Genomic DNA, 13,966 nt, shown 5'->3' with positions numbered 1-13,966 from the left:
CTCAGGCGGTAGCGCCCAGCGCCCGCCGCAATGCTTCCAGCTGGCAGACGTCGAGCGTGTCCAGGCCTTCTTCGGGCTGGCAGGTTTCCAGCAGCGCCAGCGCTTGGGCCACGTCCCCTTGCTTCGCGCGCAGCCGCGCCAGGTCCAGGCTCGAACGCAAGACCCAGGCGAACGCGCCCTGTTCACGAGCCATCGCCAGCGACGCCTGGAGAACACGCTCCACCGCCTGATCCCCCTCCTCGCCCAGCGCAGCGATGATCTGCGCCTCGATACGCATCAGCTCCGGCAAGGCATAGGCATCACCGCTGCTGCGGCAGTGCGCGATGCTGCGCCGCGCCACACCCAGTGCGCGGCGGTGTTCGCCGGCGAGGATCAGGCCTTCGGCCAGGGCAATCTCGAACGAGGTGGTCAGCAACTCGTAGCGCATGCCGTGCAGGCGCGTGAGGCTTTCTTCCAGTTGACGCACCGCATCGCCGGGTTGTTCGCGGCGAATGGCGATGGCCGCGCGCAGGCCCGGAGTCGCGGCCTGATAGGGGGCGAAGGCGTTGGCCTCGGCGATCCGGCTGAAACTCGCCAGGCTGCGCTCGGCCTTGTCCAGCTCGCCGGTCCAGAGATGAATGCACAGCGTCCACACCAGGGCGATGCAATGGGTGGCCGGGTGGTTGAGTTCCGCCGCCTCGGCTTCCACCTGGTCCGCCCAGCGCCGCGACTGGTCGGCGCAACCCAGCAGCCAGAGCGTCCGCGCCAAGGCGAGACCCGTGCGGTTGTGGTGGTCGAAGCCATAGTGCAACGTGCGGCTGCGTTCGGAAGGCAAGCTGTTGCGCAGGGACTTTTCCAGTTCCTCTCGCGCCCGCTGCTGGTCGCCCAGCAGGTGATGGGAGATACCGGCGAGCGAGGCAGCCACGGCCACCGCTTCCGGTTCGCCCAGGATATCGCCGACCAGCACCGCGCGCTCCGCCCAGGCCAGTGAAGAGGCGAAGTCACCGATGCGTTCGTAGAAGATCTGCAGGCGCCCGAGCACCCGCAGTTCGGCCCAGTGGTCGCCCAGCGCCTCGGCGATTTCCAGCGCGCGAAGCAGGGCCTTTCCGGCGGCCTCGCTGTTGCCGCGGGTGAACATCAGCACCAGCCCGAGGGCCGCCTGCAGTTCCATTTCAGTGGGCGTGCCGAAGTAGCCCAGCTCCAGCAACTCAGTGGCGCGAGCGCACCAGGTACGGCACTCCACCTGCAGTGAATAGTGCAGGAACAGCGGCGCGCTGGCCGCCGCCAGCGGTAGGGCCAGACCAGGGTCGCCCTGCGGGCCGAAGCTCCACTCCAGCGCGCTGCGCACGTTGCCCAGCTGGCTGGCCAGTCGCGCGCAGCCTTCGTAGATCACCTCGGGCACGCTCCCCAGTTGCTCCAGCAACCACAGGTAATAGGCGGCGTGACGAAAGGCCAGTGCGTGCGCCTCGTCAAGGCCTTGGGAAGCAGCCTTTTCGCGGGCGAAGGCACGGGTCATTTCCAGCAAGCGATAGGCCGTGGCGGCCTCGCTGCGGTCCACCGCCACGAGTCCCTTGGCGGTCAGCTCATCGAGGATGGCAGCCGCTTCCAGCGTGTCGATTCGTGCATCGGCAACGACCTGCGCGGCCGCCTCCTGGGAGAACGGCCCGACAAAGACCGAAAGGCGGTCGAACACCAGCTTCTCGCTGCCGGACAACAGGCCATAGCTCCAGTCCAGCATGGCGCGCAGCGTCTGGTGGCGCGGCTGGGCGGTGCGCCGGCCGGACCAGCCCAGGGAGAAGCGTTCGCCCAGCAGCGAATGGGTGGCCCTCACGCCATGGACGGCCACCCGTACCGCCGCCAGTTCGATGGGCAAGGCCATGCCACCCAGGCGCCGGCACATGTCGGCAATCAGGCCGGGGTCGCCATCCTGCAATTGCAGCGAAGCATTGGCGGCCTCGGCGCGCTCGACGAACAGCCGCACGGCGGGGAACGCCAGCAAAGCTTCTGGCGGCAAGCCTTGCGGGTCTTCGGGGAAATCCAGCGGGCCCAGCCAGTGCGCCTCTTCGTCCCGCGCGCGCAGCGGCTCGCGACTGGTGGCCAGTAGGCCGACGCCGGGAGCCGCATCGCGAATGCGCTCGGCCAGCGCGGACACTACGTCCACCACGTGCTCGCAGTTATCGACGATCAGCAGCAGGTCCTGGCCCCTGAGGTGCGCCAGCAGCACCGCCAGCGGGTCCTCGGACTGCACCGGAACGCCCACCGAAGCGGCCAGCGCCGAGGTCACCAGGTTTTCATCCTCGACTTGCGCGAGGTCTATGAAGCGCACCGCCTGCCGGCCCTCCGCGGCCAGGCGGTGACCCACCTCGTTGGCCAGGCTGGTCTTGCCGACACCGCCGGTGCCGACAATGGTGAACAGGCGCGGCTCACGCAGGCGCTGCAGGATCATCTGCACGTCGGACTCGCGGCCGATCAGCTTCACCCGTGGCGGCAAGCTGCCGACACCTTCGCCCATGCTCATCACCGGCGGCACTGCCGGCGCTGCGTCGCTGCCACGACTCACCGGCGCGACGAAGGCATAGCCGACACCCACCTGGGTGGTGATATAGCGCGCGCCGTCCTCGCCGTCGCCCAGGGCGCGGCGCAGGCCGGTCATGTGGAAGCGCAGGCTGCCCTCTTCCACCACCATGTCGGGCCACACGCGCTTGAGCAGCTCGCGCTTGGAGAGCACCCGACCGGGCTTTTCCAGCAGCGCGAGCAGCAGGTCGAAGGCACGCCCGCCGATGTCCATCGGCTGCGCATCACGGGTGAGCAGGCGCTTGCCGGGCACGACCCGGAACGGGCCGAATTCGACCGGCGTTTTGAGTGAGGAGGACAGATCGTCCGCTGCGGACTCCACGGGGCGTCTCTTCCGACAGAGGGAGTGGGCGCGAGACTGGCCCGCAAGTCCTAGCAGGATAGGAGTTTCGAGCACGCGATCAAGCCTTTGCGTGACCTTTTATGCGGGCTGTCACGCCCAATGGCCGGTGGCGATGCCCCATCAGCACAGGCTCAGGGTGACGGCGACATTGCCCCGCAGTGCTTTCGAGTAGGGGCAACTCTGCTGCGCGGCATCCAGCAGCCGCTGCGCCAGTTCGGCGTCCAGCCCCGGCAGGTGGACCGCCAGGTGGGCCCGCAGGAAGAAACCCTGCTCGCCGTGCATCAGCTCCACCTCGGCATCCACCGTCGTGTCCGCCGGGAACTCCTGCTTGCGCGCATTCGCGGCATGCCGCAGTGCGCCGATGAAACAGGCGGACCAGCCGGCGGCGAACAACTGCTCGGGGTTGCTGCCCTCCCCCGGTGCGCCGGGTGGCGTCAGACGGACCTGCAACCGACCATCATCACTGCGTGCTTCACCATCACGGCCGCCACGGGTATGTACGCGGGCGGTGTAGAGAATTTTCTCGATCGACTGCATCGGGACTTCCTGAAAACCTGGACTCAGTGGGCGGCGGCGGTACGCCTGCGCCGCGCCGGTTTCTGCGCTTCACACACGACGGGCCCTGCGCCCGGCAGCGCGCAACGGTGGACACTCAGTTCATGCCGAGCCAGCTCCAGCAGCCAGGCGCGAAAGGGCACGGCCGGGTCGTAGCTGGCGCGCTGTCCGTCGACCTGCCGCAGGGTGGCGCGCAGCAGGTCGCCCATGTCGTGCTGGTCGATGCGCCCGGCCTGCGCCTGACCCTCGAAGAAGGCGATGAGCAGCGGCAGCACGGCCATGTACAGCTGGCGCGATGCCACCTCGTCGTGTTCGCCGGAGCCGAGGATCAACGCGCCGAATTCGGCATTGCTGCGCCGCCCCGCCAGATTCATGCAGCCATCATGCTGGGTCATGGAGGCCTCCCTGGTTAGCCAATGACACCCGGTTGCCAGAGTGGCAAGGCCTGCGCAATCGGGCGAGTTATCTGCTGTTAGCTCTTGTTAGCTGGCCGGCTTTGCGCGGCGCAGAAAAGCAGAAACCCGAGCGAGGCTCGGGTTTGCGTGAGGTAGCGCAGCGGCGGATGGCACTCAGAACGGCGAGGGTTCCCCGCTGAAGGCCTCGACCGCCTGCACCAGTCCGAGGGCAGCCAGCATCACCAGCTCGCGCCCCTTCTCCGGCGTGGCAAGGCCTGGATCAGAGCCCATGCGGCCGTCCGGATGGCGCGCGCGGAAGTCCGCCGCTTCGCGTATCGGGCCCCAGTTAGCGATCGGCGGCGAGTACTCGGCCGACTTGATGTGCTGCGGATAGGCCCACTGGGTCACGGCGATCTCCGACGGCGTAGCGTGGATGCCATGGCCCTTGGGGAACTGTCGGTTGGCCAGTTCGCCGACGCCTTCCAGGTCCCACCAGTTGCACAGCTTCAGGGCGAAACCGGCCGGGCGGCGGGCGAAGCTGGCCTGGGCGTAGAGCTCGGAGAAGGCGGCCTCGATGGAAGCGACGTTGCCGCCGTGGCCATTGAGGAAGAGGATTCTCTCGAAGCCGTGGGCAGCCAGGGAATTCACCCAGTCGCAGATGGCGGCGATGAAGGTCGAGGGGCGCAGCGTGATGGTGCCGGGGAAGCCCAGGTGATGCTGCGCCATGCCGATGTTGAAGGTCGGCGCGATGAGGATGTCCGCCGACTTCTGCGCTTCGTGGGCGATGATTTCCGGGCACATCCAGTCGGTCCCCAGCAGGCCGATGGGGCCGTGCTGCTCGTTGGAGCCGATGGGGATGACGATGGTCCGGCTGCGGCCAAGGAACTGCTCGATTTCGGACCAGGTACAAAGGGGTAGGAGCATGGAGACCTCGCGATTCGACGGGTTCGCCTGGGTAGGATGAGCGTGCGGCGCACGTTCGGGCGGCGGGGTTCTCGGAGTTGAGACCGGGTTGCCCCTGCCGGGAATGACACCACGCCGGCCGGGAGGCGGACATTGCACCATGGTGTCTATCGGGCGTTCGGCGCGGCTGATTGACGGCGGACCTTGTCCGCCATTCGCGAGCAGGCTCGCTCCTACAAGGCCTTCGGCCTGATCGAGTACAACCCCGCCAGCAGGATCAGCAGCGCGCCGGTGATGGTCCAGAGGGTCGGCGTCTCGCCGAAGACGATGAGGCCGATCAGCGTGGCGAAGGCCAGCAGCGAGTAGTTGAACGGCTGCAGCGTCGAGGCCTGGGCGTACTTCAGCGCCTGGATCAGCAGCAACTGGGCGATCACCCCGGAGACGGCGACGATCGACATCAGCATCGCTTCGTGGGGCGTCGGCGTGACCCACGCGGGAAGCCCGGCGGAGGTGGCCGCCACGGCGCCGACCACGGCCATGTACAGCGTAGTGGTGGCGAAGGAGTCGGTCTGGCTGATACGCCGCGAGAGGATGTTGAAGAAGGCGAAGGTCAGCGCCGCCGCCAGCGGAATCAGCGCCGCGGGCTCGAACACACCCATGCCGGGGCGCAGGATCAGCAGCGTACCGCCAAAACCCACCGCCGCCGCCAGCCATTGCCGGCCGACCATCCGCTCACCGAGAAACAGCCGCGCCAGGCCCAGCGTCATCAGCGGGAAGACCGCGTAGAGTGCGTGGGTTTCGGCCAGCCCGAGATAGCGCAGGGCCAGGCCGAAGATGGCGATCTCGCCTACGCCCAGCAACGCGCGGACCACCTGTTGCCAGGGGCTGGCGCTGCGGATGGCCGCGCGCACGCCGCCCTGGGAACGACAGACGATGAGCGCGAACAGCACGAACACCCAGTAGCGCACCATCACCAGTTCGGCCACCGGCAAGTGGCGGACCAGCACCTTGGTGATGCCGTCCTGGCAGGCGAAGATGAGCATCGACAGCAGGCACAGGGCGATGCCCAGGCGTGGGTTGTTGGCAGCGGCCAGCGCGGTAGTCGAGGTCTTGCTGGTCATGGGAGAAGGCTCTTGGCGGTGGCGGCCTCGCGGCGGGCGCCTCCAGCGCTTGTGCCGGAGCGGCCGGGGCGCGGTCAAGCCACAGGGCGCTGGCAAGCACGCCGATGTCGCCCGCAAGCCGCCGGCACTTCAATCCGGCGCCGCTTCCCTCTACAGTCTGGCGACCCGCTCAAGGCGACAACGGTGATCCATGGACAGGTTTCAGGAAATGACAGTACTGCTGGCCGTGGCCGAGGCCGGCAGCTTTGCCGCTGGCGCCAAGCAGCTGGGCCTGTCGCCGCCCAGCGTGACCCGCGCCATCGCCGCGCTGGAGCAGCGCCTGGGTACCCTGCTGCTGGCCCGCAGCACCCGCAGCGTGCGGCTGACCGAGGCCGGCCAGCGCTATGTCGAGGACTGCCGGCGCATCCTCCAGGAACTGGAAGAAGCCGAGGAACTGGCCTCCGGCAGCGCCCTGCGGCCGCGCGGCAACCTGGCGGTGACCGCCCCGGTGCTGTTCGGCGAGCTGTACCTGATCCCGCTGATCGCCGGCTACCTGGAAACCCATCCCGAGGTGACAGTCAACGCGCTGCTGGTGGATCGCGTGGTGAACATGCTCGACGAGGGCATCGACGTGGCCGTGCGTATCGGCCAACTGCCCGAGGGCAGCCTGACCGCGCTGAAAGTCGGCGAAATCCGCCCGGTGGTCTGCGCCTCCCCGGCGTTCCTCGACTGCCACGGCCGCCCGCGGCACCCCAACGAACTGCTCGACGCGCCGGTGGTGATGGCCGCCACCAGCGTCCTGCTCACCGACTGGCAGTTCGTCACCGCGGACGGCCCGCTGACCCTGCGCCCACCGTCGCGTTTCGTGGTCAGCTCGAACAACGCCGCCATCCACGCCGCGCGCCTGGGCGGCGGCTATACCCGCGTCCTCTCCTACCAGGCCGCCGAGGCCGTGGCGCGTGGCGAGCTGGAGATCGTCCTCGACGAGTTCGCCACGGCGCCATTGCCGATCCACCTGCTTTACCAGGACAGCACGCGGCTGCCGGCGAAGGTTCGCAGCTTCGTCACGCATTGCGCGGAACGCCTGCGCGCCGACCCGGCCCTGCAAGCCACACAGCCGTGAGCCGCTACCGGGAAATGCAGGCGTTCGACGCCGTGGCGCGCTCCGGCAGCCTCGCCGCGGGCGCGCGTCGGCTGGAGCTGTCCACCGCGACGGTGATGCGCCTGGTTGCCGCTTTGGAGTCCCGCCTGCAATGCGAGTTTCTGCTGCGCGGCCCGCGTGGGGTCGAGCTGAGCGCCAGTGGCGAAGCCTTTGCCGCCAGTTGCCGGCAGATTCTCCAGGGTATCGATGAGGCGGAAGGCTCGCTCGACGGCTTGCAGGCCCACCCTGCCGGGCAGTTGAACCTGACATTGCCGCTGCTGATGGCCGACCGCCTCTTCGCGCCCATCGCAATGGATTACCTGGCAGCCTTTCCCGATGTACGCCTGGTCAGCCGTCACCGCGAGGACCTGCCGCGTCTGCTGGAAGACGGCATCGATGTGGCGCTGGTAATAGGTACCTTGCCCGACTCTTCCGGCTTCGCCTTGCCGGTGGGCATGGTGCGGCCGGTGATCTGCGCATCGCCCGACTACCTCACGCGCCATGGCGTGCCGCAGGCGCCGGAGGACCTCAAGGCGCACAGCATCATCGTCTCCGGCAGCCAGGGCCCCATCAGCGAATGGCGCTTCCGTCATCAGGGCGCGCCGCGTTCGGTGCGCTTCTCACCGAGGCTGGCGTGCAGCACCACCCACGCGGCGATCCGTGCGGCCAGCCTGGGGCTCGGGCTGACCCGCTGCATGAGTCACGAGGCCCATGCCGAACTGAGCAGCGGGGGCCTGCAAGCTGTGCTGCAGGACTACGCGGCGCCAGGGTTGCCGGTGCAGCTGATCTACCGCGAAGGCCGCCGCGCGGCGGCGCGGGTGCGTACCTTCCTCGATTTCGTGGTGCCGCGCCTGCGCGCGCATCCGGCATTGCGCGGGTAGGTCGGAGCGGCGAGGGCAGCCCATGGCCGCACGACGGCTGATCCCACCGCCCATTCTTCCGCATTCTGAAACGCTGGATTGCCCGCCCTGGTGATTCTGCGCGCCGTCCATCAGGCGCAGCATTCACCCATCAGCTCGAGCAACCCACCCCGAACCGACTCGCGCTGCCTACCCACTCAAGCCAACGGAGTCACCGTCATGTCCCACACCATCAAACTCTTCCGCCATCCGCTGTCCGGCCACGCCCACCGCGTCGAGCTGATGCTCTCGCTGTTGCAGCTGCCCACCGAACTGATCTCCGTGGACCTCGCCAAGGGCGCCCACAAGCATCCGGATTTCCTCGCACTGAACCCTTTCGGCCAGGTGCCGGTGATCGATGACGAAGGCGTCATCGTCTCTGACTCCAACGCCATCCTGGTCTACCTGGCGAAAAAATACGGCAACGGCCGCTGGCTGCCGGAAGATCCGCTGGGCGCCGCCCGCGTGCAGCGCTGGCTGTCGGTCGCCGCCGGGCAGGTTGCCTACGGCCCGGCCGCCGCGCGGCTGATCACCGTGTTCGGCGCCGCCTTCAACCCCGAGGAAGTCGCCACCCGCGCCCACACCCTGTTCCAGGTGATGGAACGCGAACTGGCGAAGACGCCCTTCCTGACCGGCAGCGAGGCGACCATCGCCGACGTGTCCAACTACTCCTACATTTCCCATGCGCCGGAGGGCAACGTCTCACTGCAGGACTACCCCAACCTGCGAGCCTGGCTGGCCCGAGTGGAGGCCCTGCCGCACTTCGTGCCGATGCAGCGCACTGCCATCGGCCTGCAAGCCTGATGCAACCTTCGCTGCCGGGGTAACCCGGCAGCCCCTTCGTCGCGAGGTGCCCGTCATGTTCCAGTTGCCCAAACACCGTACCTCCCCCTGGCACGCCGGCGAGAAGGCGATCCAGGAGCGCGTCGGCGTCGCCGAGCGCATGGAAGTCCATGGCCAGAAAGTCATCCGCGACTACATGCCCGACCAGCACCGTGAGTTCTACCACCAGCTGCCCTTCATCATCGCCGGCGCCGTGGATGACCAGGGCAGGCCCTGGGCAACCCTGCTCGAAGGTGCGGAAGGCTTCGTCACTTCACCCGACCCGAAAAGCCTGCTGCTCGACAGCGTGCCCGACAGCCAGGACCCGGCGGCCAGCGGCCTGCGAGCCGGCCACGCCATCGGTCTGCTGGGCATCGAGTTGCATACCCGCCGGCGCAACCGCATGAACGGTGTCCTCCGCGAAGTGGACGGCGGCCTGTTGACGGTGGCCGTCGAGCACTCCTTCGGCAACTGCCCGCAGTACATCCAGAAGCGCGAGTGGAGCCGCGACGAGCAGCGCTACAGCCAGCGCGCCCCGCGTGAGGATTTCGGTGCGCTGAACGAGGAGCTGGCAACCATCATCCGCAACGCCGACACCTTCTTCGTCGCCAGCTATGTGCAGCACGAAGACGGCGAGTGTTCGGTGGACGTTTCCCATCGCGGCGGCCGCCCCGGCTTCGTCCGGATCGACGGCAATCGCCTGACCATCCCCGACTATGCCGGCAACCTGCACTTCAACACCCTCGGCAACCTGCAGGCCAACCCGCAGGCGGGGCTGCTGTTCGTCGACTTCACCAGCGGTGACGTGCTGCAGGTTCACGGCCGCACCGAAATCCTCTTCGACAGCCCGCTGCTGGCGGCCTTCGAAGGCGCCGAACGCCTGTGGACCCTGGACATGCAGCACGCGGTGCTGCGCCGCAACGCCCTGGCGCTGCGCTGGAACTTCCGCGAATACTCGCCCACCAGCCTGATGACCGGCACCTGGGCCGAGGCCGACGCCAGACTGCAGGAGCGCGAGCAGCGCCAGCAGTGGCAGGACTGGCAGGTGCTGCGCGTGGAACCGGAAAGCGAAGACATCCGCTCGTTCTACCTGCAACCACCCACCGGCCTCGCCGTGACCTTCGCACCAGGCCAGCATCTGCCGGTGCGCCTGGCGGCCGGCGAACAGGCGCTGATCCGCACCTACAGCCTTTCCAGCGCACCGTCGGACGGCGAGCTGCGCATCAGCGTGAAGGCCCAGGGCCCGGCGTCGCGATACCTGCATGAACATATTGGTGTGGGCGATCACCTGCAGATCCGCGCGCCCATGGGCAGCTTCACCCTGAAGGGCGACAGCGTACGGCCAGTGGTGCTGATCGGCGCGGGCGTGGGCATCACCCCACTGCTGTCGATGCTACGTGAATTGGCGGCGGGCCCGGCGCGGCGCGTGCATCTGTTCCAGTCTGCGCGGACGCTGGGCCAGTTACCGTTCCAGCGCGAGATCGCCGAGCTGCGCCAGCGCGCGCCGCAACTGCAGATTCACCGTGCACTCAGCCGCCCGGAACCGGATGCTCTGCCCGGCCGCGACTTCGAACAGATCGGGCGTCTGGATATCGAGGCGATCAAGGCGCGGCTGCCGCTGGACGATTACGACTTCTACGTCTGCGGCCCCGGCGAATTCACCCAGGCAATCTACGACGGCCTGCGCGGCCTGAGCATCGCCGACGCGCGCATCCACGCCGAGACCTTCGGCCCCTCGACGCTCAAACGCCGGGGTGACGGCCAAGAGCCGACGCTGGTGCAACCGCCCGCTGCCACCGAACCGGTGCCGGTGTACTTCGCCGGCTCGGCCAAGGAGGCCCGCTGGAAGCCCGAGAGCGGCAGCCTGCTGGAGCTGGCCGAGGCCCGGGGGCTGGCACCCGACTTCAGCTGCCGCGGCGGTTCCTGCGGCACCTGCAGGACGAAGATCGTCAGCGGCCAGGTGCACTACCCCAATCCACCGGCGGAACTGCCCGAAGCGGGCAGCGTACTGATCTGCTGCGCCATCCCGGCGCAGGACGACAGCGGCGTGCAACCACTGGTGCTGGACCTCTAGGAGGCGAAACGATCATGAACGCACTGACTGCATTCGAAAGCGGGAGCGAGCGCTTCCCGCGCTGGGACGAGGAAGTCTTCGAATCGGCCGCGCCGGGTCTCTGCGGGCCGAACGAAGCGGAAGTGGGTTTCCTGCTGCCGCAGCTGCTCTCGACGCCGGGCTGTCCGTCGCGCTCGCGCGCCGTGGAGATTAGCGCGGCACTGGTCCGCTGGCTCAAACGCGCCCGATAGGCGCTATTCGCGCCTATGTACAACCGCGTAGGGCGCATAACCCGGAACGGGTTATCCGCCGATGCCATGACGGCGGATAACGCTGGCGCGTTATGCGCCCTACGGAACGGGTTCAGGCGCGCCCAACCAACCACACCAGATCACAAGGGAACTCCAACGTAGGATGGGTGGAGCCTGCGATACCCATGCTGTATCGCAGGCAGGGATCGATGGGTATCGCTGCGCTCAACCCATCCTACGTGCGCATTTCCCGGCGGGTTCGGTAGCTCGGGATCACTCGTCCTCGCGCGCCGGAATCCACCATTCCTCGCCGCGCACCGTGCGGATGTACTCCGGCCAGCGGAAGCGGTGCGGGACCTTGAAGTCCTTCGGCAGCAGCGGCGCCTGCCACTGTTCGCCGCCGATGCCGCCGCCGGTGCGCTGGTTGAATTCGCGGGTCGCCTCGGCCAGCAGGTCGGCATCGGTGAACAACTCGATCAGCGTGCTGCCGATGGTCTTCGAGGCCACGTCGATCATCGGGTCGATGGTCTCGCGGATGCCGCCCAGGGCGTTGGACACCCAGTCCGGATAGGTGAAGCCGGAGGGCGCGCTGAGCATCGGCCGGGCCACGTAGAGGCGCACGGTCGGGCAGTGCCAGGTGTATTCGGGGTAGTCGTCGGAGGTCAGGTACTTCTGCCACGCCGGCATCTGCAGGCGCATCTGCCGCTCGCATTCCTGCGGCTCGATCAATGCCTGAGTGGCCGGCAGGAAGGGTTCATCCATGGGCTCGAGACCGAGGTTCACCTGGATTTCCCGCGCCACCGCGATGGCCTGTTCACCCCAGCTCGGCGCGCCGATGGCGGCGAGGTTGTCGTAGCAGGCCTGGGCCAGCGCATGGTTGGCCAGCCCGCCACGGGACTTGCAGACCCAGGTCTTCTTCCACTGGCAGCCGGTGGCCATGGCCGCGGCGGCGGCGTTGTTGTCCATCACCGTGGAGATGGTCTCGGCCTGTTCGATGGAGTCGCAGCGCAGCAAGTACTGGATCTGCGAGACGTGCGGCGGCAGGTTGTCGGCGGTGGCTTGCCCGGCAGTGAGGATGGCTTCGTTGAAGCTCCACAGCCCGGTGAACGGCAGGGTCGAGCGACGCAGGCTCTCGTTCAGGGTGTAGAAGTGCACCAGCGCATCATTGGCGCCAGGAGCGCGGGCGGCCAGGTGGTTCTGCGGGATCGGACTGTAGCGGTCGGCAGCGATCCAGTTCTGCGGCTCTTCGCAGGTGAAGGTGTAGATGTACGAGTAGGCGATACCGCAGTGGGTGTCCCAGGTGGTGGTGTTGTTCAGCGGCAGCATGTAGGTGGGATGGAAGCTGACGGCGGCGTCGAGGTCGTCGTAGTAGCCCTTGGCGGCGTGCACGGGCTTGGACGCGCGCAGTTTTTCCGCCGGTTCGCCGAAGAACTTGATGGTGCCCCGGATACCGAATTCCAGCATCGCCGCCTTGGCCGCCAGCACCCCGCCCAGAGCGCTGATACCCAGCGCGGAGTGCGGGTCGGTGTGGCCCGGCGCGTACTTCGACAGGCCATCGCGTGGCATCGGCCTGGTCGCCGCCGCCTGGCAGTTGCCGGGCACTGCGTCGTATTCGGCGTAGGTGGCGAGGATCGGCCCGTCACCCTCGCTGCCATCGCCATTGCTGAAAGTGGCGACGAAGGCGGTGGGCATGCCGCCGCTGCCCTCTTCCACCGTGAAGCCTTCCTTGCGCAGCAACTCCACGTACCAGGCGCAGGACTTGTACTCGCGGAACGCCGGCTCGGCGAAATGCCAGATCACCTGGTGCCAGTCGGACAGCTGCTGGCGGTGCTCGTCGATCCACTGCTGGACGTAGGCCTTGAATTTCGACATGGCGGCTTCCTCATCGTTGCCTGTTGTTGTTGTCGTGTGGCCTAGTATTGGTGAAGCGGAATTTGCAACAAGCGCAGGATTTCGCCACCCATGTCCAGTTAGTTTCACCAATGGAGCAATGAGCGCCCCATGCACTTTCCCTCGATGACCGCCCTGCGGGCACTGGATGCCGTGGCCCGGCTGGGCAGCGTCTCCGCCGCCGCGACGGAGCTGAACCTTACCCGCAGCGCGGTCAGCCACCGCATCGCCACGCTGGAGGAACGCCTCGGCTTCGCCCTGACCGAGCGCACCGGTCGCGGCATTCGCCTGACCTATCGGGGGGAAAGGTATGCCCGCGACGTGCGACGCATCCTCGCGGAGGTACAGCTGGCCGGCAGCAGCTTCGACGAGCAGCAGGTCAGCGGCCCGTTGTGCGTGAGCTGCAACCCCGGTTTCGCCACCTACTGGCTGTGCCAGCACCTGGGCGACTTCCTGGCGCAGTACCCGAAGGTGCAGTTGCACGTGGTGACACCGCGCGTGCCGCAGGACACCAGCGCCAGCGACGCCGACCTGTTCATCGCCTACGGCAGCGGCGACTGGCCGAACCAGACGGTGGAGCAACTGGTGGCCCTGCACTTCTTCCCGGTCTGCAGCCCGCGCCTGATCCACTCGCGCGGCGGCCTGCAGCAGCCGGCGGACCTGGCCCACTACACACTGCTGCACATGAATGATTTTGCCGACTGGCGCCTGTGGCTCGGCGCGGTGGGTGCGAGCGCCATCGATCACCGCTCCGGCGTGCTGTTCGCCGATGCACCCTGCACCATCGCCGCGTGCATAGCCGCCCAGGGCGTGGCCATCGGCGACAACCTGCTCAGCGGCGACGCCCTCGCCCGCGGCCTGTTGGTGCGCCCGTTCGACATCACCATCCAGTCCAGCCGGGGCTACTTCCTGGTGACCGACCCGGTGAAGGCCGAACGCGCGGTGGTGAAGGCCTTCAGCCAATGGCTGAAGGCCCGTGTCGCCGCCACCACACAGAGCGCCAGCGACCTCAGCCGCCCACCGCTGGCGATCCCACCAGAGGCGGAACTGACGCGCTGAAC

12 protein-coding genes are annotated in these 13,966 nt (G+C 67.8%); 6 read left to right on the top strand and 6 right to left on the bottom strand.

The annotated features are described in order from the left end of the window. Position 1 precedes the first annotated feature (1 nt). The 5 genes from IB275_RS13580 to IB275_RS13560 all read right to left on the bottom strand — a co-directional run bounded on the left by IB275_RS13580 (position 2) and on the right by IB275_RS13560 (position 5,870). A complete protein-coding gene (locus IB275_RS13580; protein ID WP_192295564.1) occupies positions 2-2,875 on the bottom strand; it encodes an ATP-binding protein in 2,874 nt (957 codons plus the stop codon). A gap of 141 nt (positions 2,876-3,016) precedes the next feature. After that, positions 3,017-3,433, bottom strand: coding sequence for an organic hydroperoxide resistance protein (locus IB275_RS13575; protein ID WP_192295563.1), 417 nt, complete (start codon positions 3,431-3,433; stop codon positions 3,017-3,019). A gap of 23 nt (positions 3,434-3,456) precedes the next feature. Then, the gene (locus IB275_RS13570) at positions 3,457-3,846 is read right to left on the bottom strand and encodes a hypothetical protein (RefSeq protein ID WP_192295562.1); all 390 of its coding nucleotides are present in this window, start codon (positions 3,844-3,846) and stop codon (positions 3,457-3,459) included. Positions 3,847-4,020: 174 nt separating this feature from the next. Further along, positions 4,021-4,770, bottom strand: coding sequence for a creatininase family protein (locus tag IB275_RS13565; RefSeq protein WP_192295561.1), 750 nt, complete (start codon positions 4,768-4,770; stop codon positions 4,021-4,023). 212 nt (positions 4,771-4,982) lie between these two features. Further along, positions 4,983-5,870: a DMT family transporter gene (locus IB275_RS13560; RefSeq protein ID WP_192295560.1), complete on the bottom strand. Its 888-nt coding sequence runs from the start codon at positions 5,868-5,870 to the stop codon at positions 4,983-4,985. A gap of 190 nt (positions 5,871-6,060) precedes the next feature. Here IB275_RS13560 and IB275_RS13555 point away from each other — a divergent pair, with 190 nt between their 5' ends. The 5 genes from IB275_RS13555 to IB275_RS13535 all read left to right on the top strand — a co-directional run bounded on the left by IB275_RS13555 (position 6,061) and on the right by IB275_RS13535 (position 11,015). After that, the gene (locus tag IB275_RS13555) at positions 6,061-6,972 is read left to right on the top strand and encodes a LysR family transcriptional regulator (protein ID WP_192295559.1); all 912 of its coding nucleotides are present in this window, start codon (positions 6,061-6,063) and stop codon (positions 6,970-6,972) included. After that, positions 6,969-7,871, top strand: a complete 903-nt coding sequence (locus IB275_RS13550; protein WP_192295558.1) for a LysR family transcriptional regulator — start codon at positions 6,969-6,971, stop codon at positions 7,869-7,871. Before IB275_RS13555 ends, IB275_RS13550 begins: the two co-directional genes overlap by 4 nt. A 198-nt stretch (positions 7,872-8,069) precedes the next feature. After that, positions 8,070-8,693: a glutathione S-transferase family protein gene (locus tag IB275_RS13545; protein WP_192295557.1), complete on the top strand. Its 624-nt coding sequence runs from the start codon at positions 8,070-8,072 to the stop codon at positions 8,691-8,693. A 55-nt stretch (positions 8,694-8,748) separates the two neighbouring features. Further along, on the top strand, positions 8,749-10,785 hold the full coding sequence (locus IB275_RS13540; protein ID WP_192295556.1) for a pyridoxamine 5'-phosphate oxidase family protein: 2,037 nt from the start codon (positions 8,749-8,751) through the stop codon (positions 10,783-10,785). 14 nt (positions 10,786-10,799) lie between these two features. Next, positions 10,800-11,015, top strand: coding sequence for a hypothetical protein (locus tag IB275_RS13535; RefSeq protein ID WP_192295555.1), 216 nt, complete (start codon positions 10,800-10,802; stop codon positions 11,013-11,015). Between the two features lie 273 nt (positions 11,016-11,288). On the opposite strand, the gene IB275_RS13530 is transcribed toward IB275_RS13535, so the two are convergent. Further along, positions 11,289-12,887 carry a zinc-binding metallopeptidase family protein gene (locus IB275_RS13530; RefSeq protein ID WP_192295554.1) on the bottom strand — a complete coding sequence of 533 codons (1,599 nt, stop codon included), beginning with the start codon at positions 12,885-12,887 and terminating at the stop codon, positions 11,289-11,291. Positions 12,888-13,016: 129 nt separating this feature from the next. Here IB275_RS13530 and IB275_RS13525 point away from each other — a divergent pair, with 129 nt between their 5' ends. Further along, positions 13,017-13,964: a LysR substrate-binding domain-containing protein gene (locus IB275_RS13525; protein ID WP_192295553.1), complete on the top strand. Its 948-nt coding sequence runs from the start codon at positions 13,017-13,019 to the stop codon at positions 13,962-13,964. Positions 13,965-13,966 lie beyond the last annotated feature (2 nt).

This window comes from Pseudomonas sp. PDM21, assembly GCF_014852505.2.
In the GTDB taxonomy this organism is placed as follows: Bacteria; Pseudomonadota; Gammaproteobacteria; order Pseudomonadales; family Pseudomonadaceae; genus Pseudomonas.
This window is presented reverse-complemented; position numbering and strand designations above follow the sequence as displayed.

Bases quoted from the DNA above. Each gene is read 5' to 3' on its own strand.
- IB275_RS13575 (WP_192295563.1), bottom strand. From the start codon at position 3,433: ATGCAGTCGATCGAGAAAATTCTCTACACCGCCCGCGTACATACCCGT.
- IB275_RS13570 (WP_192295562.1), bottom strand. From the start codon at position 3,846: ATGACCCAGCATGATGGCTGCATGAATCTGGCGGGGCGGCGCAGCAAT.
- IB275_RS13565 (WP_192295561.1), bottom strand. From the start codon at position 4,770: ATGCTCCTACCCCTTTGTACCTGGTCCGAAATCGAGCAGTTCCTTGGC.
- IB275_RS13560 (WP_192295560.1), bottom strand. From the start codon at position 5,870: ATGACCAGCAAGACCTCGACTACCGCGCTGGCCGCTGCCAACAACCCA.
- IB275_RS13555 (WP_192295559.1), top strand. From the start codon at position 6,061: ATGGACAGGTTTCAGGAAATGACAGTACTGCTGGCCGTGGCCGAGGCC.
- IB275_RS13545 (WP_192295557.1), top strand. From the start codon at position 8,070: ATGTCCCACACCATCAAACTCTTCCGCCATCCGCTGTCCGGCCACGCC.
- IB275_RS13540 (WP_192295556.1), top strand. From the start codon at position 8,749: ATGTTCCAGTTGCCCAAACACCGTACCTCCCCCTGGCACGCCGGCGAG.
- IB275_RS13535 (WP_192295555.1), top strand. From the start codon at position 10,800: ATGAACGCACTGACTGCATTCGAAAGCGGGAGCGAGCGCTTCCCGCGC.
- IB275_RS13530 (WP_192295554.1), bottom strand. From the start codon at position 12,887: ATGTCGAAATTCAAGGCCTACGTCCAGCAGTGGATCGACGAGCACCGC.
- IB275_RS13525 (WP_192295553.1), top strand. From the start codon at position 13,017: ATGCACTTTCCCTCGATGACCGCCCTGCGGGCACTGGATGCCGTGGCC.